This is a genomic window from Pseudomonas sp. 1 R 17 (assembly GCF_900067035.1).
Lineage (GTDB): Bacteria > Pseudomonadota > Gammaproteobacteria > Pseudomonadales > Pseudomonadaceae > Aquipseudomonas > Aquipseudomonas marginalis.
This window is the reverse complement of sequence record NZ_FKLB01000018.1, coordinates 43510-62969: the sequence shown is the minus strand read 5'-3', so window position 1 is coordinate 62969 and position 19460 is coordinate 43510. Positions and strand designations below refer to the sequence as shown.

Below are 19460 nucleotides of genomic sequence, written 5' to 3'. Positions count from 1 at the left end.
TGTGATGCGTCGCCGCGCGACTTTGTTGCAGCGCATGCACATTGATGGCCCGTTGCTGATCCTGCTGCTGACCCTGGCGGCCGGCAGCCTGTTCGTGCTGTATTCGGCCAGCGGCAAGAACTGGGACTTGCTGATCAAGCAGGCTTCGTCGTTTGGCCTGGGCCTGCTGTCCATGGTGGTGATCGCCCAGCTGGAGCCGCGTTTCATGGCGCGCTGGGTGCCGCTCGGTTATGTGGCCGGCGTGTTGCTGCTGGTGGTGGTGGACGTCATGGGCCACAACGCCATGGGCGCGACCCGCTGGATCAATATTCCGGGGGTGATTCGCTTCCAGCCGTCGGAATTCATGAAGATCCTGATGCCGGCGACGATCGCCTGGTACCTGTCCAAGCGCACCTTGCCGCCGCAGCTCAAGCATGTGGGCATCAGCCTGATCCTGATCGGCATCCCCTTCGTGCTGATCGTACGCCAGCCGGACCTCGGCACCTCGCTGCTGATCCTGGCCGGCGGTGCGTTCGTGCTGTTCATGGGCGGGTTGCGCTGGCGCTGGATCCTTAGCGTGCTGGCGGCGGCAGTGCCGGTGGCCGTGGCCATGTGGTTCTTCTTTATGCACGACTACCAGAAGCAGCGAATCCTGACGTTCCTCGATCCCGAAAGCGACCCGCTCGGCACCGGCTGGAACATTATCCAGTCGAAGGCGGCCATCGGTTCCGGCGGTGTATTTGGCAAGGGCTGGCTGCTCGGCACCCAGTCGCATTTGGACTTTCTACCCGAGAGCCACACCGACTTCATTATTGCGGTGATGGGCGAAGAGTTCGGCCTGGTGGGCATTTGCGCGCTGTTGCTGATCTATTTGCTATTGATTGGTCGTGGCCTGGTGATTACCGCACAGGCGCAGACGCTGTTCGGCAAATTGCTCGCCGGCAGCCTGACCATGACTTTTTTTGTTTACGTTTTCGTCAACATCGGTATGGTCAGTGGCCTGCTGCCGGTGGTTGGGGTGCCTTTGCCGTTCATTAGCTACGGCGGAACTTCGCTGGTGACATTGCTGTCAGCGTTTGGGGTTTTGATGTCGATTCATACGCATCGCAAGTGGATCGCACAGGTTTGAATAAGGTGAAGATGTCAATGCAAGTAATGCGCGGCTGGGCGACTCGGCATGCGTCCTGGATGGGCCTGATCGGGCTGCTGGGGGCAACGCACGAGGCGCAGGCCGGTGACTACGATGGCTCACCCCAGGTCGCCGAATTCGTCGGTGAAATGACCCGCGACTACGGCTTCGCCGGTGAACAACTGATGGGCGTGTTCCGCGAAGCCCAGCGCAAGCAGGCGATCCTCGACGCTATCTCTCGCCCCGCCGAGCGCGTGAAACAGTGGAAGGAATACCGTCCGATGTTCCTCACCGACGCCCGGGTGGCCCGGGGGGTGGACTTCTGGCGCCAGCACGAGGCCGTGTTGGCCCGCGCCGAGCAGGAATACGGCGTGCCGGCTCAGGTCATCGTTGCGATCATTGGCATTGAAACCTTCTACGGGCGCAATACCGGCAGTTACCGGGTGATCGACGCCTTGTCGACCCTGGGCTTCGATTACCCGCCGCGCGCCGACTTCTTCCGCAAGGAACTGCGTGAGTTCCTGCTGCTGGCCCGCGAAGAGCAGGTCGACCCGCTGACCCTCAAGGGCTCCTACGCCGGGGCGATGGGCTTGCCGCAGTTCATGCCGAGCAGCTTTCGCGCCTACGCGGTGGATTTTGACGGCGACGGTCATATCAATATCTGGAGCAACCCGGACGATGCCATCGGCAGTGTGGCCAGTTACTTCAAGCGCCATGGCTGGGTCGGTGGCGAGCCGGTGGTGATCCGTGCCGATGTCAGCGGGGAGCGTGCCGATGAAGGCCTGACCCAGGGCATCGAGCCGGCCAAGACCGTCGGGGAGTTGCGGGCGCTGGGCTGGTCGAGTCAGAATGCGCCACGCGACGATATGCCGGTGACGGCATTCCGCCTCGAAGGTGAAAACGGCCCTGAATACTGGATGGGCCTGAAGAATTTCTACGCAATCACGCGTTATAACCGCAGTGTGATGTACGCCATGGCCGTGCATCAGCTGTCAGACATGCTGGTCCAAGCACGGGGCAACAAGTAATGCGGGCATCGCCGTTCAATCAACCGCTCAAGCTGGTGGCGTTCGCCGCGTTGTCCCTGCTCGTCGTCAGTTGTTCCACCAGCCGTGGCCCGGTACCGAAGTCCGGCGGCACCGCGGTGCGTTCACAGCCAGGCCTGGACATCAACCGCGCACACAAAGATGGCGCCCCGTGGTGGGATGTCGACGTGTCGAAGATCCCGGATGCCACGCCGACCCTGCACACCGGCCCGTACAAGGCCAACCCCTATACCGTGCTGGGCAAGTCCTACTTCCCGTTGCAGGACTCCAAGACCTACGTGCAATCGGGCACGGCGTCCTGGTATGGCACCAAGTTCCACGGCCAGAACACCGCCAACGGCGAAGTCTATGACCTGTACGGCATGAGCGCGGCCCACAAGACCCTGCCGCTGCCCAGCTATGTCCGCGTGACCAACCTGGACAACAACCGCACGGTTATCCTGCGGGTCAACGACCGTGGGCCGTTCTATTCGGATCGCATCATCGACTTGTCCTACGCCGCCGCGAAAAAACTCGGCTATGCCGAAACCGGTACCGCGCGGGTCAAGGTCGAAGGCATCGATCCCGCGCAGTACTGGGCCCAGCGTGGCAAGCCCGCGCCGTTGATGCTCAACGAGCCGCAGAGTGCGCAGCCGCAAGTGACGGCATCCACCGGCAAGATCGAACAATGGACACCGCCACCGCAGCAGCACGCACCGGATACGGTGGTCGTGCCCCATGCGGCACCGGGCGCCGCGGTCGCGGGCGGGCAATACCTGCAAGTGGGCGCTTTCGCCAACCCGGATGCGGCAGAACTGTTAAGGTCCAAGCTCAGCAGCATGGTCAGCGCGCCGGTATTCATCAGCTCCATCGTGCGTAACCAGCAAACGTTGCACCGTGTGCGCATGGGCCCGATCGGTTCGCCGAGCGAGGTTGCGCAAGTGCAGAACAGCGTGCGCCTGGCCAACCTGGGGCAACCCAGCGTGGTCACTGCCGAATAATAAATTGATGGTTGAGGCTCGCATGCGGGCCTGGACCCTGGTTGTTGGCTCGTTGAACAATAAAACCCAGGGGCAAGGGGTGAGCGGGCAACCGAACACGTGACAGTCTGGTAGCGGGCTGTCTGAATAAGTTTTGCCCGCGAGGGCAAGTTTCCATAAGCAATTTCGAGAGACGGATGAACATCACCACCTTAGCCAAACGCACGTGCCTGCTTCTTTCGCTGATCATCACCCCGGCCGCCTGGGCGGTTGAAATGGTACCGGCTTCACCGCAACTGGCCGCCAAGTCCTGGGTCCTCATGGATGCCGCCAGTGGCAACGTGCTGGTCGAGAGCAACGGTGATCAGCGCCTGCCACCGGCCAGCCTGACCAAGCTGATGACCGCCTACATCGCGACCCTGGAAATCCGTCGCGGCCAGATCGGCGAAAACGACCCGGTGACCGTCAGCGAAAACGCCTGGCGTACCGGCGGTTCGCGGATGTTCATCAAGGTGGGCTCGCAAGTCACTGTGAGCGACCTGCTGCATGGCATCATCATCCAGTCCGGTAACGATGCCAGCGTCGCCCTGGCCGAGCACATCGCCGGCAGCGAAGACGCATTCGCCGACATGATGAACAAAACCGTGGCCGACCTGGGCATGACCAACAGCCACTTCATGAACCCGACCGGCCTGCCAAACCCTGAGCACTACTCGTCGGCTCACGACATGGCGATCCTGGCGCGCGCGATCATTCGTGTCGACCCGGTGCACTACGCGATCTACTCCCAGAAGGAATTCTTCTGGAACAACATCAAGCAGCCTAACCGCAACCTGCTGCTGTGGCGCGACAAGACTGTCGATGGCCTGAAAACCGGCCACACCGACGAAGCCGGCTACTGCATGGTGTCGTCCGCGGTACGTGATGGCCAGCGCCTGATCGCGGTGGTCTTCGGCACCAACAGCGAGCAGGCCCGTGCGGCCGAGACGCAAAAACTGCTGACCTACGGTTTCCGCTTCTTCGAAACCCAGACCTTCTACCAGAAGGGTGCTGAACTGGCGACCGCGCCGGTATGGAAAGGCGCGACCTCGCAAGTCAAGGCCGGCCTGGCTGAAGACCTGACCCTGACCATGCCTAAAGGCCAGCTGAAAAAGCTCGCCGCCAGCATGACCATGAACCCGCAATTGGTTGCGCCAATCGCCAAGGGCGACGTGATCGGTAAAGTCGAAGTGAAGCTGGACGACAAGGTGGTGCACAGCGCCGACCTGATCGCGCTGGACGCCGTCGACGAAGGTGGTATCTTCCGCCGCGTGTGGGATAGCATCCGTCTATTCTTCTACGGCTTGTTCAACTGATTGTGTGCACCTGCAAAGCCCCGCGTTGATCCGACGCGGGGCTTTGCCGTCGCCACGGCTTACCGCTTACGAGGCCGTTCTGCCATGACCGATAAAGAAGTAAAGGCGCCAAAGATCGAATTCCCGGTGACGGATTATCCCGTCAAGGTGATCAGCGATACCGGTGTAGGCAACAAAGACAGAATCCTGGATATCGTGCGTAAACACGCGACGATCAATGACAACCGGGTGGACGAGCGTTCGAGCACCAACGGTAAGTACACCACGATCCAGTTGCACATCGTTGCGACCGGTCAAAACCAGCTCTACGACATCAATAGCGAACTGCGGGCCACCGGCTTCGTGCACATGGTGCTGTGATGTCACAGGTCCTGGGCTTTCGCGAGCTCGGCCGGATGGACTACGAGCCCGTCTGGCACGCCATGCAGCGGTTCACGAATGAACGCGGCACTTCGGCGCCCGACGAAATCTGGTTGGTGGAACATCCACCGGTGTTCACCCAGGGCCAGGCCGGCAAGGCCGAACATCTGCTGCTGCCGGGGGATATTCCGGTGGTGCAGGTCGACCGAGGTGGCCAAGTGACTTACCATGGGCCCGGTCAACTGGTGGCGTACCTGCTGCTGGACGTGCGCAAGCTGGGTTTTGGCGTGCGCGACCTGGTGAGCCGCATGGAGGCTTGCCTGATCGAGCTGTTGGCCAGTTATGGCGTGAGCGCCGCGGCCAAGCCCGATGCACCCGGTGTGTATGTGGACGGCGCGAAAATCGCCTCCCTCGGTTTGCGCATTCGCCACGGTTGTTCCTTTCATGGCCTGGCCCTGAACGTGGACATGGACCTGGCACCGTTCCGGCGCATCAACCCGTGTGGTTATGCGGGGCTGGCGATGACCCAACTGAGCGACCACGCCACACCGATTAAATTTGCCGAGGTAAGTGCCCGGCTGCGTGCGCAGCTCGTCAAACACCTCGACTATGCTGAGCAGACGACCCTCACGGGCGGAATCGACTGATTATGACTACTGATGCAGTGCAAACCATGATCCCGACGCTGGACATCACCGAGCGTCCGGCCCCGGCCCCGCGTGCCAAGGTGGAAGCCGGCGTCAAGCTGCGCGGCGCCGAGAAGGTTGCACGCATCCCGGTCAAGATCATCCCGACCACCGAGTTGCCGAAAAAGCCTGACTGGATCCGCGTGCGCATCCCGGTTTCGCCGGAAGTCGACCGTATCAAGGCCCTGCTGCGCAAGCACAAGCTGCACAGCGTGTGCGAAGAAGCGTCCTGCCCGAACCTGGGCGAATGCTTCTCCGGCGGCACCGCCACCTTCATGATCATGGGTGACATCTGCACCCGTCGTTGCCCGTTCTGCGACGTCGGCCATGGCCGGCCGAAGCCACTGGACGTCAACGAACCGGAAAGCCTGGCCATCGCCATCGCCGACCTGAAACTCAAATACGTGGTCATCACCTCGGTTGACCGTGACGACCTGCGCGACGGCGGTGCCCAGCACTTTGCCGACTGCATCCGCGAAATCCGCAAACTGTCGCCGAACGTGATGCTCGAGACCCTGGTGCCGGACTACCGTGGCCGCATGGACGTCGCGCTGGAAATCACCGCTGCCGAGCCGCCGGATGTGTTCAACCACAACCTGGAAACCGTGCCTCGCCTGTACAAGGCCGCGCGTCCAGGTTCGGACTACCAGTGGTCGCTGACCCTGCTGCAGAAATTCAAGCAGATGATGCCGCACATCCCGACCAAATCCGGCTTGATGCTCGGCCTGGGCGAGACCGATGAAGAAGTCATCGAAGTCATGAAGCGCATGCGCGAACACGACATCGACATGCTGACCCTGGGCCAATACCTGCAACCGTCGCGCAGCCACTTGCCGGTGCAGCGTTTCGTGCACCCGGACACCTTCGCCTGGTTCGCCGAGGAAGGTTACAAGATGGGCTTCAAGAACGTCGCCTCGGGCCCGCTGGTACGCTCTTCGTACCACGCCGACGAACAGGCCAAGCTGGTCAAGGCTAGCCTGGTTTCCTGATCGGGGTTCAGACCCGGTGTGGGAGCGGGCTTATGTGGGAGGGGGCTTGCCCCCGATTGCCATAGGTATCTACACAACTCTTAAAGGCTGACACATAACTCTGTGGTGAGCGGGCTTGTCGAATCGTCGCACCGCCCGCGCTGGGCTGCGAAGCGGCCCCAATAAGGTCAACGCAGAGTGCCAGAATCAATCGAGGTGAAGGTTTTGGGGCTGCTTCGCAACCCAGCGCGGGGCAAGCCCGCTCACCACAGAAGCCTAATTGCCATAGATTCCGTATTCACTGGAAGTTGTGTGGATACCAATGCCCCGATTGCGGTATGTCAGTCGCTACATGTGCTGGCTGATCCACCGCTATCGGGGGCAAGCCCCCTCCCACATTGGTTTCAGCGTTAGATAGGGAGATTCTCAGATGACCGCCGCCGTTCCAGCCCTTCGTTCTGAAGGCACCATCGCCCTGATCGCCCCCGCCGGCCCCGCCGTGCTGGACGTTGAAAAGGCTGGCCAATGGATGCGTACGCGCGGCTACGATCTGCGGATTTCCCCCGGTGTCTATGAACGCGACGGCTACCTCGCCGGCAGCGATGCCGTGCGCCTGCGTGACCTGCATGCCGCCTTCGCCGATCCGCACATCGACGCTATCTTCTGTCTGCGCGGTGGTTACGGCACACCGCGGCTGCTCGACGCGCTGGACTTTGACCTGCTGCGTGCCAATCCCAAGCCGTTCGTCGGCTATAGCGACATCAGCGCCCTGCACCTGGCGATCAACCGTTACGCCGGTTTCGTGACCTTCCACGGCCCGATGCTCAATGCCGACCTGCTCGGCGACAAGCAACAACCTACCGAGTCGTCATTGTTCAGCCTTCTGCGCGGCCAGTTGGGCGCTGGCAGTGTGCTTGCGCACCCGGTAGCGTACCCGCTGACCACGATCGAGCCTGGCATTGCCTGTGGGCGCTTGCTGGGGGGTAACCTGTCGATGATTGCGGCGGTCATGGGCACGCCTTACGAAATCGACGCTGAAGGCATCATCCTGTTTATCGAAGACGTCAACGAACCGATCTACCGCATCGACCGCCTGTTGACCCATCTGCGTCTGGCGGGCAAGTTGGCTCAGGTCGCCGGTGTACTGGTCGGGGATGTGGCGGGTGTGGATAACGTGGCGCTGGCGCGCTTGCTGACGCAGACGTTCGAGCCATTGCGCATACCGGTGCTGGCCGGCTGGCGCAGCGGGCATTGCGATCCGAACCTGACGCTGCCCATGGGCGCCTTGGTACGGTTGGATGCGGGGGAGCAGCGGGTGGTGTTGGAGCAGGAAGTGGTCTTCAGGTCTTGAATCTGCTGGCGTTTGCTAAACCGCAATCGGGGGCTTGCCCCCGATTGCGGTAGTCGCCATACGCGGATCTATCGGTTTTGCAGCGACTCCAGCAACTTCACCGTCGGATACCCGTCCGCCGGCCAGCCCAGCGCCTGCTGTGCCGCCCGAATCGCCTTGCGCGTGTTGGCGCCGATAATCCCATCCGGGTTGCCCGCGTCATAACCGTTGGCGCTCAACGCCGTCTGCAGATCAATGCGCTGGGAGCGACTCAGCGGCAGCTCATCCTTGGGCCAGTCACCACGGATCACACCGCCGCCGCCAAAGCGCTCCGACAACAGGCCCACCGCCAGTGCGTAGGACGACGAGTTGTTGTACTTGAGGATCGCGCGGAAGTTATCCAGCACCAGGAACGCCGGGCCACGGTAGCCTGCCGGCAGCAGCAGGGCGGCGGACAGTTGGTCGACATTCGGCGGCATGCTCGCGCCCGGTGGCAGTTGAATGCCCAGTTTCATCCACTCGGCAATGCTCTTGCGCACGCCGCCGTCAGCCAGGGCGTAGTCGAAGTTCGCCGGCAATTGCTTGACTTCAAAGCCCCACGGCTGGCCTTTCTGCCAGCCGGAGCTTTGCAGGTAGTGCGCGGTTGATGCGAGGGCGTCGGCCGGGCTGTTCCAGATGTCGCGGCGACCGTCGCCATCGAAGTCCACCGCGTGGGTGTTGTAAGTGGTTGGAATGAACTGGGTCTGGCCCATGGCCCCGGCCCAGGAGCCCTTCATCTGGTCGGCGGCGATGTCGCCGTGCTGGATGATCTGCAATGCCGCCAGCAATTGCGCCTGGGCAAAGGCCGGGCGACGGCCTTCATAGGCCAGGGTCGCCAGGGAGCGGATCACCGAGTTGTTGCCCTGGAACTGGCCGAAGTTGCTCTCCATGCCCCACACCGAGACCAGTGCCTGACGGTCGACGCCATAACGCTGCTCGATGCTTTGCAGGATGTCGGCGTACTTGATCAGCAGCGCCTGGCCATTGCGTACGCGTACGGGTGACAGGGCGCCGTCGAGGTATTCCCATACAGGGCGGGAAAACTCCGGCTGGCTGCGGTCGGCGCGGATCACCGCCATATCGGGGGTGACATTGGCGAATGCGGTGTCGAAAACGTCGGCCGTGATGCCGGCTTGGAGGGCTTGCGCGCGAAAGCCGGCCTGCCATTCAGCAAAGGTCTGGGTTGGTTGGATGTCGAGATTGTCCACGGCCAGCGGGGCCACGACGGCAGGGGCCACCACGGGTGCGGTCTGGAGCTTCGGCAAGGGTTGGGCATCGGCGGCGGTGGGTTTTTCCGCGCAGGCGACAAGCAGAATGAGGCTGGAGGCAGCGATCAATTGGCGAAGGTGCCAACGACGGGAAAGACAAGAGGGCATGCACAGGTCCAGGAATTACAAATCAGGTACAGACCTTATCATGCCAGAGGGGCGCTTGCCTTCAGGCAGCCAGAAAGTAAGAAGCCTCCCAGCTATTAGACTGGAAGGCTTCGCGGCGGTAGCTGCCTTTGCCCTTGCCGGCGCGTTCCTGACGGCTGCGGAACAGTGGCTGGGCGATGATGGATTTGGCCTTGTTGGGGCCATGCTTGGATGGCTTTTTGCTCATGGTCGATGCTCTTGATGGGGGGAGATGCGGTGCAAATAATCTGCCGAAGTCAGGCCGCTGTAAAGCTCATGAATTGTAAACGCAATCAAAAATGTGGAAGGGGCGGTGCGACGATTCGACTTGCCCCTCCCACATTGGTTCTGTGGTGTTTGGAAACCAGGGTTATTCCGCTGGTAATGTCAGGCGCTGACCGGCCATCAACAGCGATAAACGGCTCAGGCTCATCCACGGCGAACCCGCCGCCTGGCCCTTGATCTGTGCATCAATGCGCTGCGCTTCCAGCAACAGCTGCGCCCAGCGTTGCGCCGAGTGCCGTTGCAGGGCTTTGCTCATCAGGGGTTTGCGCTTGTCCCACACCGGTGGCCGCGCCTGGCTGAAGCACTTGTCCAGCGGCGTGCCCTGGCTGTATTGCAGGGCAATATTGGCCAATACCCGTAGTTCCCGGGCCAGGGCCCAGAGAATCACCGGCGGCTCCACCCCTTCGCCACGCAGGCCTTCGAGCATACGCAGGGCATGGGCGGGCTCGCCATTGAGGATCGCATCCACCAGCCCGAACACGTCAAAACGTGCACTGTCTGCCACTGCGCCCTGGACGGTCTCGACGGTAATCTGCCCGTCTTCGGCCATCAGCTTGAGCTTTTCGATCTCCTGGGCGGCGGCAAGCAAGTTGCCTTCGACCCGCGCGGCGATCAGCTCCACTGCATCCTGTGTCGCGGATAGCCCTGCCTGGGACAGGCGCTGGCGAATCCATTGCGGCAACTGATTGCTGTCCACTGGCCAGATCTGGATGAACTGGGTCTGCGCCCCTTCCACCAGGGCCTTGCCCCACTTGGTCTTCTGCGCGCTGCCGTCGAGCTTGGGCAAGCTGATCAGCAACACCGTGTCTTCGGCGGGCCGCGAGCAGTATTCCATCAGTGCAGCCGCGCCCTTATCACCGGGCTTGCCCGACGGCAGGCGCAGCTCCAGCAGGCGTTTTTCGGCGAACAGCGACATGCTTGCACCGGCTTGCAGCAGCGTGCCCCAGTCGAAACTGGCGTCGGCGCTGAATACCTGGCGTTCATCGAAGCCCTGCTGGCGTGCGGCGCTGCGGATGGCGTCGGCGGCTTCCTGGCACAACAGCGGGTCATCACCGCTGACGATGTAGACAGGCGCGAGGCCACCTTGCAGGTGTTTGGCGAGTTGGGCGGGTGCGAGTTTCATAGGCAGGGCGAACGGGGCGCCAGGGGCGCCCCGTCTGGCTTACTCGACAGGGACTTCAACAGGCGATTGTTTCGGCGTGTTGTCTTCGTACTCTTTCGCGGCTTTCAGCGCGTCGGCATCGGCCTTGGCCTTGTCGTCAGCGCGTTGCTGCAAGGTTTCGAGCTGTTGTGGGGTGAGCAGCGACAGGCGCAGGACCATGCGTTGCACCAGCTCGCGACGCATCTCCTTGCGCACCTGGATGATTTCGGAGTCCGAACCCACCAGGTTGTTACCATCGTGGCTGACAATCTTCTGCACCTGGATGTTGTCATTCATCAACGGCAGGTGATCGCGGCCCTGGATTTCAAAGCTGAGCACGGTGCTCAGTTCGATATCGGACGCACGTCCGGCGCTGGCGTAGCTCAGGTTGCGCTGGGTTTCTTTCTCGTTAGCCAGGAACAGTTTGTACGTCGCGCCGGTGTAGACGTGCACGCCGCTGTTTTCCAGGACCTGGCGCAGCTGGGTCACTGTCTCGCTGTAGGCGTCGCGAGCGCTGACGTCCAGTTCCTTGATCGTCAGGTCATTGGTGCCGGTGCCGCGCAGCTGGAAGCCGCAAGCGCTCAGCAGTACGGCAAGGCCCATAACCAGCAGATTGCGTTTGATCATTTTGTTGCTCCCCTTGAAACCATGTGGGCCTTATCGAGGCCCTGAAGGCTTTGTTCGGCGCAGGGCTCGAGCCCCACGCCCGATCCGATTAGCTAGCGACGATATTGACCAGTTTGCCAGGCACCACGATCACTTTGCGGATCGTCAGGCCTTCGGTAAAGCGCAGCACGTTCTCGTTGACCCGTGCGGCCGCTTCGACTTCTTCACGGCTGGCACTGGCGGGCATGTCGATCTGGCCGCGCAGTTTACCGTTGACCTGGATCACCAGTTGCAGCGTGTCCTGTACCAGGGCGCTGTCATCCTGTACCGGCCAGCGCGCATCGATGACCGCGTCGCTATGGCCCAGGCGGCTCCACAGTTCGTGGCTGATGTGCGGTGTAATCGGCGCCAGCAGCAGGGTGACCGTCTCCAGGCCTTCCTGTACCAGTGCGCGATCCTGTGCGGTGGCTTGCGGGGCTTTTTCCAGCACGTTCATCAGCGTCATCACCTGGGCGATGGCGGTGTTGAACTTGTGGTTCTGGCCCACGTCCTGGCTGGCCTGCTTGATGGCCAGGTGGGTGCTGCGACGAATGAGTTTCTGCTCGTCGCTCAACGACGCCACGTCCAGCTTGGCCGGCAGGCCCTGGCTGACATGGGCGTGCGCCAGGCGCCAGACGCGCTTGAGGAAACGGTGCGACCCTTCGACACCGGAGTCGGACCATTCGGCGCTCATGTCAGGCGGCGAGGCGAACATCATGAACAGGCGGCAGGTGTCGGCGCCGAACTGGTCGATCATCGACTGAGGGTCGACGCCGTTGTTCTTCGACTTGGCCATCTTCTCGGTGCCGCCGATTTCCACCGGCAGGCCGTCGGCGATCAGTCTGGCGCTGATGACCTTGGCTTTGCTGTCGCGCTCGAGCTCGACGTCCGCCGGGTTGAACCAGGTGTAAGCGCCATTGGCTTCGCGACGATAGTAGGTCTCGGCGATCACCATGCCCTGGGTCAGCAGGTTCTTGAACGGTTCGTTGGAACTCACCAGGCCTTCGTCGCGCATCAGCTTGTGGAAGAAGCGCGCGTACAGCAGGTGAAGGATGGCGTGTTCGATACCGCCGATGTACTGATCCACCGGCAACCAGTGGTCGGCTGCGGATTTCTCTACCAGGCCGCCCTCGTAGTGCGGCGAGGCGTAGCGGGCGTAGTACCACGAGGACTCGACGAAGGTGTCCATGGTGTCGGTTTCACGCTTGGCCGGCTGGCCGCATTTCGGGCAGCTGCATTCGTAGAACTCGGGCATGCGCGCCAATGGCGAACCGGCACCGTCCGGCACCACGTCTTCCGGCAGGACGACCGGCAACTGGTCTTCCGGAACCGGTACGTCACCGCAGGTCTGGCAGTGGATGATCGGGATCGGGCAGCCCCAGTAGCGCTGGCGGCTGATGCCCCAGTCGCGCAGGCGGAACTGGGTGCGCGAGGCACCGAGGTTCTTCTTGATCAGTGCGACTTCGATGGCGTCGAAGGCGCCGGCGAAGTCCAGGCCGTCGAACTCACCGGAGTTGATCAGCGTACCGTGCTCGCCATAGGCGTCTTGCCACGGGGCCGGGTTGGTGTCGCCGGAACTGGTGCGCACCACTGACTTGATCGGCAGGTTGTATTGGGTGGCGAATTCGAAATCGCGCTCGTCGTGGGCCGGCACAGCCATTACTGCGCCATCGCCGTAGTGCATCAGCACGTAGTTGGCGACCCATACCGGCAACTTCTCGCCGGTCAGCGGGTGCTCGACGAACAGGCCGGTCGGCAGGCCTTTTTTCTCCTGGGTGGCGACGTCGGCTTCGGCCACGCTGCCGCCTTTGCATTCGGCGATGAATGCCTGCAGCTCAGGATTGTTCTGTGCGGCCTGGGTGGCCAGCGGGTGCTCGGCGGCCACGGCGACGTAGGTCGCGCCCATCAAGGTGTCCGGACGGGTGGTGAAGACTTTGAGTGCGCCTGCTTCGCCGATGGAGTCGACGTTGTAGGGGAACTGCACTTCCATGCCCTTGGACTTGCCGATCCAGTTGCGCTGCATGGTCTTGACCTGTTCAGGCCAGCCCGGCAAATCGTCGAGGCTCGACAACAGTTCATCCGCGTAGGCGGTGATCTTGAAGTAGTACATCGGGATTTCGCGCTTTTCGATCAGCGCGCCGGAGCGCCAGCCGCGACCGTCGATCACCTGTTCGTTGGCGAGGACGGTCTGGTCGACAGGGTCCCAGTTCACGGTGCCGCTTTTTTTGTAGATCACCCCTTTTTCGAACAGGCGGGTGAACAGCCATTGTTCCCAACGGTAGTAATCCGGCTTGCAGGTGGTGACTTCGCGGGACCAGTCCACCGCCAGGCCCAGGCTGCGCAGCTGGGTCTTCATGTAGGCGATGTTTTCGTAGGTCCACTTGGCGGGGGCCACGTTGTTTTTCATCGCGGCGTTTTCCGCCGGCATGCCGAAGGCGTCCCAACCCATGGGTTGCAGGACGTTCTTGCCTTGCATGCGCTGGTAGCGGGAGATGACGTCGCCGATGGTGTAGTTACGCACATGCCCCATGTGTAGCTTGCCGCTGGGGTAAGGGAACATCGACAGGCAATAGAATGTCTCCTTGCCTGGCTGTTCACTGACTTCAAAGGACTTTTGCTCGTCCCAGAAGGTTTGGGCGGCATTTTCTATTTCACGGGGCTGATATTGTTCGTGCATGGCTACTTTTGAACTGAATAGGGGTGGCCTAATCCTCTTCGGTGCAACGTTCAGGTTGTTCGACACCAAAAAGCGGCGCGTCCGTGCCCAAACCCTGCGGGAAGTGGAGTTACAGGAAGCGCCGTAGCATACATGACCCCACTCTATCGAGGGAAACCCTGATTGCGCGGCGAGGGCCGTCTGTCGCGGCGCCGGGCAGGCGCAGCCATGGGGACTACGCTGTTTATTGGGGAGCAAGTCTTTCTTCAATGAGGTGAGGGGATGGTCGAATCGCAGCGAATCGCAACGAAACCGGAAATCTACGAAGGACTGATCGACCGATTGGGTCGCGCATTGGATGCAGCGAGGACCGCGGGCCGATTGCGTGATGAACGGCCCGTAGAGTTGGAACTGCGCGGTTTGAGCCGTGCGGAGCTGGAACTGATCAAAGCTTACCTGGAACGTAATAAGCGCAGTGCGCCTTCTTGGGTGGCAACCCCGCCAGCCAAAGAGCCTACGCACTCAGCCAAGGTGGTGTGGCTCAAGGACTTGTCGGCCGGTCGTGGCCCGGAAAGGCTCCGGTCCGCCCGCTTCAAGTAGTTCACTCCCCTGAATCACGTCATCGTGCCATGTCACTGTAAAGATTGTCGCTAAACCCCGTTACACCTTAGGCTTCGGGCATCTATGGAGATGCCCGATGCCTATTCGTTATTTCATCAAACAGCTGCTCCTGCCACCCGGCATTCTCTTGCTGCTGCTGGCCCTTGCCTGGTGGTTTCGTCGCAGCCGCCCCCGTTTGGCCGGCTGCTGCTTTGCCCTCGGATTTGGCGGCATGTGGTTGATCAGCCTGCCGGTGGCGGTGGAGTGGGGCGCACGTGCCCTGGAGACCGAGCCACCGTTGGCCCGTGAAGACTGGTCGACCCTGGCCCAGCGCGCCGATGCCATTGTGGTGCTGGGCTCGGGACGCGAGCGCGGCGACCCGGCTTGGGGTTCTGATCAGCCGACCGGCATCGGCCTGGAGCGCCAGCGGTATGCCGCGCGACTGGCCAAGGCCTCAGGGCTGCCGGTGCTGACCACCGGTGGCCTGCATTACGGCACGCCGCCCAGCGAGGCGCAGTTGATGGCGGTATCGATGCAGGATGACTTCGGCGTTGCTGTGCGCTGGAAGGAAGAACGCAGCCGCACCACCTGGGAAAACGCGCAGATGAGTGCCGGGATTCTATTGCCCGAGGGCATCAAGCGTGTGGTGGTCGTGACCCAGGCCTGGCACATGCCGCGTTCGGTGTGGAGTTTTGAAAAGGCCGGCTTCACCGTGGTACCGGCGCCGGTGGGGTTCCTCGGCGTGGACAACGCCCGGCCGCTGGGCGGCTGGATGCCAGAGTTCAAGTCGGTGTGGCAGAGCGGGCAGTTGATCAATGAAGCGGTGGGGCAGCTAGGCTACCGGTTGTTCTATCGATAACCCTGCTGATTAAAATGCAGATCAAAGTGTGGGAGGGGGCTTGCCCCCTCCCACACTTTGTTCGCGTTGGCTCTTAAACGGTTTTGGCCATCCGGCCTGCCAGCAGCGCCCAACCAAACAGCACCAGGCACACGATGATCAGCGGCCACGAGCGCCATTGCAGGTACGGCGTCAGGTTGTGCATCGGCACCACTTCGCCGTAGAGGATACCGCGTTCGAACTGCGGTATCTGCACGGTGATCTGCCCAAATGGGTTGATCAACCCGGTCACGCCATTATTGGTGGCGCGGATCATCCAGCGGCCAGCCTCCAACGCACGCATCTGCGCCATTTGCAGGTGCTGCAACGGGCCGATGGAGCGGCCGAACCAGGTGTCATTGCTGATGGTCAGCAGCAGGTCGCTCTGGGCGGAAAGGCCGGCTGCGAACTCCGGGTACACCACTTCGTAGCAAATGAACGGCGCGATCTGATAGCCCTTGGCTTGCAGCATCGGCTGGTCGGCAGGGCCACGGGCGAAGTCCGACATGGGCAGGTCAAAGAAGGCAATCAGGCCGCGCAGCATATCCTGCAACGGCACGTACTCGCCAAACGGCACCAGCTTCTGCTTGAGATAGGTACCGTCACCTTCACCCACCACCGTGATACCGTTGAAGTAGCGCTTCTGGTGATGCACTTCCTGGCGAATCGGCACGCCGGTGATCAGCGCGGTGTGCCGGTCAGCCGCAAACTTACCCATCATTCCCAGGTAGCCCTCGACGGACTCCTTGAGCACCGGCACGGCCGTTTCCGGCCACACCAGCAGGTCGACCGGCTTGGAGCTGAAGCTCATGTCGCGGTACAGCGCGAGCTGCGCATTCAACTGCTCGGGGTCCCACTTCATGCTTTGTTCGACGTTGCCCTGGATCGCGGCGACGGTCAGTGGCGCGCCCGAGGGCGTGGTCCAGGCATGATGCTTGAGTGCCAGGCCGATGGCCCAGGGCGCTACCAGTAACACCAGGCCAGCGCCGATAAACCCATTGCGTTTGCCGGCCAGCAGGCGTGGCAGGTTGCACAGCAGGGCCGCCGTCAGCGCCAGGGCAAAGGAAATCAGCCACATCCCGCCCACTGGCGCCAGGCCGGTGAGGGGGCCGTCGAGCTGGCTGTAACCGGAGTACAACCACGGGAATCCGGTGAGGAACCAGCCGCGAAAGGCCTCCTGGCCGACCCATAACGCGGCAAACGTGAGCGCATCCGCCAACGGCGCTTCATTGCGACGCAGCCAGCGCGCCCATAACCACGCGGGCAGGGCGAAGAACCAGGCAATGGCGGCGGTAAACAACAGCATCAGAAACCCCGCCAGCAGCACCGAAGCGCCGCCGAAGTGGTGGATGCTGTAGTAGATCCAGCTGGTGCCGGCGCCAAACAGGCCGAACCCGAAGCACCAGCCACGGCCCAGGGCCTGGCGCGGCGTCAGCTCCCGCAGCCCGACATAGAACAATCCGACCGCAACCAATGCAAACGGCCACAGGTCGAATGGCGCCAGCGCCAGGGTGGTGATGGCGCCGGCCACCACGGCCAGCAGATTACCGGGCCAGCCGGGGCGGGTTAGGCGCTGCATATCAATCCTTAGCGGGCAATAGGTGTCAGGCGAATCAAGTGGATGCGGCGGCTGTCGGCATTCAGGATGCGGAAGCGATAGGCGCCGATCTCGGTGGTTTCGTTACGCTTGGGCAGGTGCCCGAACGCACTCATCACCAGGCCACCGACGGTGTCGAACTCGTCGTCGGAGAATTCGCTGTCGAAGAACTCGTTGAAGTTCTCGATCGGCGTCAGCGCCTTGACCAGGAAGTCACCGCTGGGCAGCGGCTTGATGTAGCTGTCTTCTTCGACGTCGTGCTCATCCTCGATGTCGCCGACGATCTGTTCCAGCACGTCTTCGATGGTCACCAGGCCCGCCACGCCGCCGTATTCGTCGATCACAATGGCCATGTGATTGTGGTTGGCGCGAAATTCGCGCAGCAGCACATTCAGGCGCTTGGATTCGGGCACGAAGGTGGCCGGGCGCAGCAGGTCCTTGATGTTGAAGCTGTCACCGTTCTCCTTGAGGATCAGCGGCAGCAGGTCCTTGGCCAGCAGGACACCCATGACGTCGTCATGGCTTTCGCCGATCACCGGGTAGCGCGAGTGCGCCGAGTCGATCACGGCCGGGAGGAATTCCCGTGGGGTCTGGGTCGCCTTGATGCTGATCATCTGCGAGCGCGGGACCATGATGTCCCGAACCTGCAGGTCAGCCACCTGGATGGCGCCTTCGACGATGGCCAGCGCTTCGCTGTCCAGCAACTTATTCTGGTGGGCCTCGCGCAGCAGCTCCAGCAGCTCCTGGCGGTTTTTCGGCTCGTGGGCAAAAGCCTGGGTCAGTTTACCCAGCCATGACTTTTGCCCGTTGCTCGATCGGTCTTCGCTCATAGCGATTACTCTAAATCCTTTGATGTGACAGTTGAGTGTTGATCAGTTTTCGTCGTCTGCATATGGATCAGGGTGACCCAATTCTGCAAGCAACGTTCGTTCCAGTGCTTCCATTTCCTCGGCTTCTTCATCGTCTATATGGTCGTAACCCAAGAGATGCAAGCAGCCGTGGATGACTAGATGGGCCCAGTGAGCCTCAAGTTCCTTGCCTTGTTCCTTCGCTTCACGCTCGACCACCTCGACGCAGATCACCAGGTCGCCCAGCAGGGGGATATCCAGCAACTCATCGGGTACATCGGCGGGAAACGACAGCACGTTGGTCGCGTAGTCCTTCTGGCGCCAGGTGTGGTTCAGCTCGCGGCCCTCGGGCTCGTCCACCAGGCGGATGGTCAGTTCCGAGTCGGCGCTGCGCTGGCGCAGGGCCAGGGCGCACCATTGACGGAACTGTTCTTCGCTGGGGGCGGGCGCTTCGGTGGCCAGCTGCAGGTCAAGCTCAAGCATCGCGGCGAACGTCCTTGGCCGGTGTGTCATCGCGGTGGTCGAAGCGCTCGTAGGCTTCGACAATGCGCTGCACCAGCGGGTGGCGGACCACGTCCTTGGGCATGAAGTGCGTGAAGCTGATACCCGGCACATCCTTGAGCACCTCGATCACCTGGGCCAGGCCGGACTTGGTGCCTTTGGGCAGGTCGACCTGGGTGACGTCACCGGTGATCACGGCGGTGGAGCCGAAACCGATACGGGTGAGGAACATCTTCATCTGCTCGACGGTGGTGTTCTGGCTTTCGTCGAGGATGATGAAGCTGTTGTTCAAGGTGCGGCCGCGCATGTAGGCCAGCGGGGCGATCTCGATCACCTGGCGCTCGATCAGCTTGGCCACGTATTCAAAGCCGAGCATCTCGTACAGTGCGTCGTAGAGCGGGCGCAGGTACGGGTCGATCTTCTGGGCCAGGTCGCCGGGCAGGAAGCCGAGTTTTTCACCGGCCTCGACCGCTGGGCGCACCAGCAGGATACGGCGTACTTGCTCACGCTCGAGGGCGTCGACCGCACAGGCCACGGCCAGGTAGGTCTTGCCGGTACCGGCCGGGCCGATGCCGAAGTTGATGTCGTTGCCGAGGATTTCCTTGACGTAGCGCTGCTGATTCAAGCCGCGGGGGCGAATCATGCCTTTTTTGGTGCGCAGGGCCACGCTGGCTTCGGCCACCGGGTTGTTGGCCAGGTCTTCCACGGCAGATTCCTGCAGGTACAGGTGCACCGTTTCCGGCGACAGCTCACTACCCTTGGTTTCACGGTAGAGACGGCGCAGCAGGTTTTCTGCAGACGTGGTGTGTTGGGGTTCACCAATGAGCTCGAACTGATTGCCGCGATTGCGGATCTCGATGCTCAGGCGTTGTTCGATCAGGCGCAGGTGCTCGTCGAACTGTCCGCACAGGTTGGCGAAACGGCGAGCCTCAAAGGGCTCGAGGAGAAAACGATGGGGTTCTGCTATGGGTGCGTTCAAGGTTGCTTTTAGCCGCCCTTTGGCTGTTTAAGTGAAAGAGAGGATAACGCCAGCACGCCGGGTGCGAAAGCACTTAAACGGAGCAT

Annotated in this window: 19 protein-coding genes; 10 read left to right on the top strand and 9 right to left on the bottom strand. The window is 61.8% G+C overall.

The genetic code is table 11. The features are described from left to right. Window positions 1–4 precede the first annotated feature (4 nt). From rodA to BFP99_RS02280, 8 genes are all read left to right on the top strand, one after another. Complete coding sequence (rodA, locus tag BFP99_RS02315; protein ID WP_051429342.1) at window positions 5–1108, top strand: rod shape-determining protein RodA; 1104 nt, start codon at window positions 5–7, stop codon at window positions 1106–1108. A 17-nt stretch (window positions 1109–1125) separates the two neighbouring features. Further along, window positions 1126–2136 (top strand): lytic murein transglycosylase B, encoded by a 1011-nt coding sequence (mltB, locus tag BFP99_RS02310; protein WP_027605237.1) that lies wholly within the window; start codon window positions 1126–1128, stop codon window positions 2134–2136. Further along, on the top strand, window positions 2136–3134 hold the full coding sequence (locus tag BFP99_RS02305) for a septal ring lytic transglycosylase RlpA family protein (protein ID WP_027605238.1): 999 nt from the start codon (window positions 2136–2138) through the stop codon (window positions 3132–3134). Before mltB ends, BFP99_RS02305 begins: the two co-directional genes overlap by 1 nt. Window positions 3135–3310: 176 nt before the next feature. Next, window positions 3311–4468: a D-alanyl-D-alanine carboxypeptidase family protein gene (locus BFP99_RS02300; RefSeq protein WP_027605239.1), complete on the top strand. Its 1158-nt coding sequence runs from the start codon at window positions 3311–3313 to the stop codon at window positions 4466–4468. Window positions 4469–4552: 84 nt separating this feature from the next. After that, on the top strand, window positions 4553–4828 hold the full coding sequence (locus tag BFP99_RS02295) for a DUF493 domain-containing protein (protein ID WP_065946572.1): 276 nt from the start codon (window positions 4553–4555) through the stop codon (window positions 4826–4828). After that, the gene (lipB, locus tag BFP99_RS02290; protein ID WP_027605241.1) at window positions 4828–5475 is read left to right on the top strand and encodes a lipoyl(octanoyl) transferase LipB; all 648 of its coding nucleotides are present in this window, start codon (window positions 4828–4830) and stop codon (window positions 5473–5475) included. Before BFP99_RS02295 ends, lipB begins: the two co-directional genes overlap by 1 nt. Window positions 5476–5501: 26 nt before the next feature. Continuing rightward, window positions 5502–6503 carry a lipoyl synthase gene (gene lipA / locus BFP99_RS02285; protein WP_057444888.1) on the top strand — a complete coding sequence of 334 codons (1002 nt, stop codon included), beginning with the start codon at window positions 5502–5504 and terminating at the stop codon, window positions 6501–6503. 409 nt (window positions 6504–6912) lie between these two features. After that, window positions 6913–7833, top strand: coding sequence for a S66 peptidase family protein (locus BFP99_RS02280; RefSeq protein ID WP_065946571.1), 921 nt, complete (start codon window positions 6913–6915; stop codon window positions 7831–7833). A 68-nt stretch (window positions 7834–7901) separates the two neighbouring features. Here BFP99_RS02280 and BFP99_RS02275 read toward each other — a convergent pair whose 3' ends face one another. The 5 genes from BFP99_RS02275 to leuS all read right to left on the bottom strand — a co-directional run bounded on the left by BFP99_RS02275 (window position 7902) and on the right by leuS (window position 13993). Next, window positions 7902–9227, bottom strand: coding sequence for a lytic murein transglycosylase (locus tag BFP99_RS02275; RefSeq protein WP_027605243.1), 1326 nt, complete (start codon window positions 9225–9227; stop codon window positions 7902–7904). A 61-nt stretch (window positions 9228–9288) separates the two neighbouring features. Further along, the gene (gene arfA, locus BFP99_RS02270; RefSeq protein ID WP_003176285.1) at window positions 9289–9453 is read right to left on the bottom strand and encodes an alternative ribosome rescue factor ArfA; all 165 of its coding nucleotides are present in this window, start codon (window positions 9451–9453) and stop codon (window positions 9289–9291) included. Between the two features lie 162 nt (window positions 9454–9615). Further along, window positions 9616–10653 carry a DNA polymerase III subunit delta gene (gene holA / locus BFP99_RS02265; RefSeq protein WP_065924876.1) on the bottom strand — a complete coding sequence of 346 codons (1038 nt, stop codon included), beginning with the start codon at window positions 10651–10653 and terminating at the stop codon, window positions 9616–9618. A 39-nt stretch (window positions 10654–10692) separates the two neighbouring features. After that, entirely contained in the window at window positions 10693–11298 is a 606-nt protein-coding gene (gene lptE, locus BFP99_RS02260) for an LPS-assembly lipoprotein LptE (RefSeq protein ID WP_027605245.1), read from the bottom strand. Window positions 11299–11386: 88 nt separating this feature from the next. Beyond that, the gene (leuS, locus tag BFP99_RS02255) at window positions 11387–13993 is read right to left on the bottom strand and encodes a leucine--tRNA ligase (RefSeq protein ID WP_065946570.1); all 2607 of its coding nucleotides are present in this window, start codon (window positions 13991–13993) and stop codon (window positions 11387–11389) included. Window positions 13994–14254: 261 nt separating this feature from the next. Here leuS and BFP99_RS02250 point away from each other — a divergent pair, with 261 nt between their 5' ends. Next, window positions 14255–14572, top strand: coding sequence for a hypothetical protein (locus BFP99_RS02250; RefSeq protein ID WP_065924874.1), 318 nt, complete (start codon window positions 14255–14257; stop codon window positions 14570–14572). Between the two features lie 97 nt (window positions 14573–14669). Continuing rightward, window positions 14670–15431, top strand: coding sequence for a YdcF family protein (locus BFP99_RS02245; RefSeq protein ID WP_027605248.1), 762 nt, complete (start codon window positions 14670–14672; stop codon window positions 15429–15431). A 73-nt stretch (window positions 15432–15504) separates the two neighbouring features. Here the strand turns inward: BFP99_RS02245 and lnt are convergent, their stop codons facing one another. The 4 genes from lnt to BFP99_RS02225 are packed head-to-tail and all read right to left on the bottom strand — an operon-like array spanning window position 15505 to window position 19374. Next, window positions 15505–17028: an apolipoprotein N-acyltransferase gene (lnt, locus tag BFP99_RS02240; RefSeq protein ID WP_065924976.1), complete on the bottom strand. Its 1524-nt coding sequence runs from the start codon at window positions 17026–17028 to the stop codon at window positions 15505–15507. Window positions 17029–17036: 8 nt separating this feature from the next. Further along, window positions 17037–17876, bottom strand: a complete 840-nt coding sequence (locus tag BFP99_RS02235) for an HlyC/CorC family transporter (protein ID WP_005791724.1) — start codon at window positions 17874–17876, stop codon at window positions 17037–17039. Between the two features lie 42 nt (window positions 17877–17918). Beyond that, the gene (ybeY, locus tag BFP99_RS02230; protein ID WP_027605250.1) at window positions 17919–18377 is read right to left on the bottom strand and encodes an rRNA maturation RNase YbeY; all 459 of its coding nucleotides are present in this window, start codon (window positions 18375–18377) and stop codon (window positions 17919–17921) included. After that, complete coding sequence (locus tag BFP99_RS02225) at window positions 18370–19374, bottom strand: PhoH family protein (RefSeq protein WP_065924977.1); 1005 nt, start codon at window positions 19372–19374, stop codon at window positions 18370–18372. Before BFP99_RS02225 ends, ybeY begins: the two co-directional genes overlap by 8 nt. Window positions 19375–19460 lie beyond the last annotated feature (86 nt).

What these genes read in the sequence shown, in the direction of transcription:
- rodA (WP_051429342.1), top strand. Translation starts at nt 5, where the DNA reads ATGCGTCGCCGCGCGACTTTGTTGCAGCGCATGCACATTGATGGCCCG.
- mltB (WP_027605237.1), top strand. Translation starts at nt 1,126, where the DNA reads ATGCAAGTAATGCGCGGCTGGGCGACTCGGCATGCGTCCTGGATGGGC.
- BFP99_RS02305 (WP_027605238.1), top strand. Translation starts at nt 2,136, where the DNA reads ATGCGGGCATCGCCGTTCAATCAACCGCTCAAGCTGGTGGCGTTCGCC.
- BFP99_RS02300 (WP_027605239.1), top strand. Translation starts at nt 3,311, where the DNA reads ATGAACATCACCACCTTAGCCAAACGCACGTGCCTGCTTCTTTCGCTG.
- BFP99_RS02295 (WP_065946572.1), top strand. Translation starts at nt 4,553, where the DNA reads ATGACCGATAAAGAAGTAAAGGCGCCAAAGATCGAATTCCCGGTGACG.
- lipB (WP_027605241.1), top strand. Translation starts at nt 4,828, where the DNA reads ATGTCACAGGTCCTGGGCTTTCGCGAGCTCGGCCGGATGGACTACGAG.
- lipA (WP_057444888.1), top strand. Translation starts at nt 5,502, where the DNA reads ATGATCCCGACGCTGGACATCACCGAGCGTCCGGCCCCGGCCCCGCGT.
- BFP99_RS02280 (WP_065946571.1), top strand. Translation starts at nt 6,913, where the DNA reads ATGACCGCCGCCGTTCCAGCCCTTCGTTCTGAAGGCACCATCGCCCTG.
- BFP99_RS02275 (WP_027605243.1), bottom strand. Translation starts at nt 9,227, where the DNA reads ATGCCCTCTTGTCTTTCCCGTCGTTGGCACCTTCGCCAATTGATCGCT.
- arfA (WP_003176285.1), bottom strand. Translation starts at nt 9,453, where the DNA reads ATGAGCAAAAAGCCATCCAAGCATGGCCCCAACAAGGCCAAATCCATC.
- holA (WP_065924876.1), bottom strand. Translation starts at nt 10,653, where the DNA reads ATGAAACTCGCACCCGCCCAACTCGCCAAACACCTGCAAGGTGGCCTC.
- lptE (WP_027605245.1), bottom strand. Translation starts at nt 11,298, where the DNA reads ATGATCAAACGCAATCTGCTGGTTATGGGCCTTGCCGTACTGCTGAGC.
- leuS (WP_065946570.1), bottom strand. Translation starts at nt 13,993, where the DNA reads ATGCACGAACAATATCAGCCCCGTGAAATAGAAAATGCCGCCCAAACC.
- BFP99_RS02250 (WP_065924874.1), top strand. Translation starts at nt 14,255, where the DNA reads ATGGTCGAATCGCAGCGAATCGCAACGAAACCGGAAATCTACGAAGGA.
- BFP99_RS02245 (WP_027605248.1), top strand. Translation starts at nt 14,670, where the DNA reads ATGCCTATTCGTTATTTCATCAAACAGCTGCTCCTGCCACCCGGCATT.
- lnt (WP_065924976.1), bottom strand. Translation starts at nt 17,028, where the DNA reads ATGCAGCGCCTAACCCGCCCCGGCTGGCCCGGTAATCTGCTGGCCGTG.
- BFP99_RS02235 (WP_005791724.1), bottom strand. Translation starts at nt 17,876, where the DNA reads ATGAGCGAAGACCGATCGAGCAACGGGCAAAAGTCATGGCTGGGTAAA.
- ybeY (WP_027605250.1), bottom strand. Translation starts at nt 18,377, where the DNA reads ATGCTTGAGCTTGACCTGCAGCTGGCCACCGAAGCGCCCGCCCCCAGC.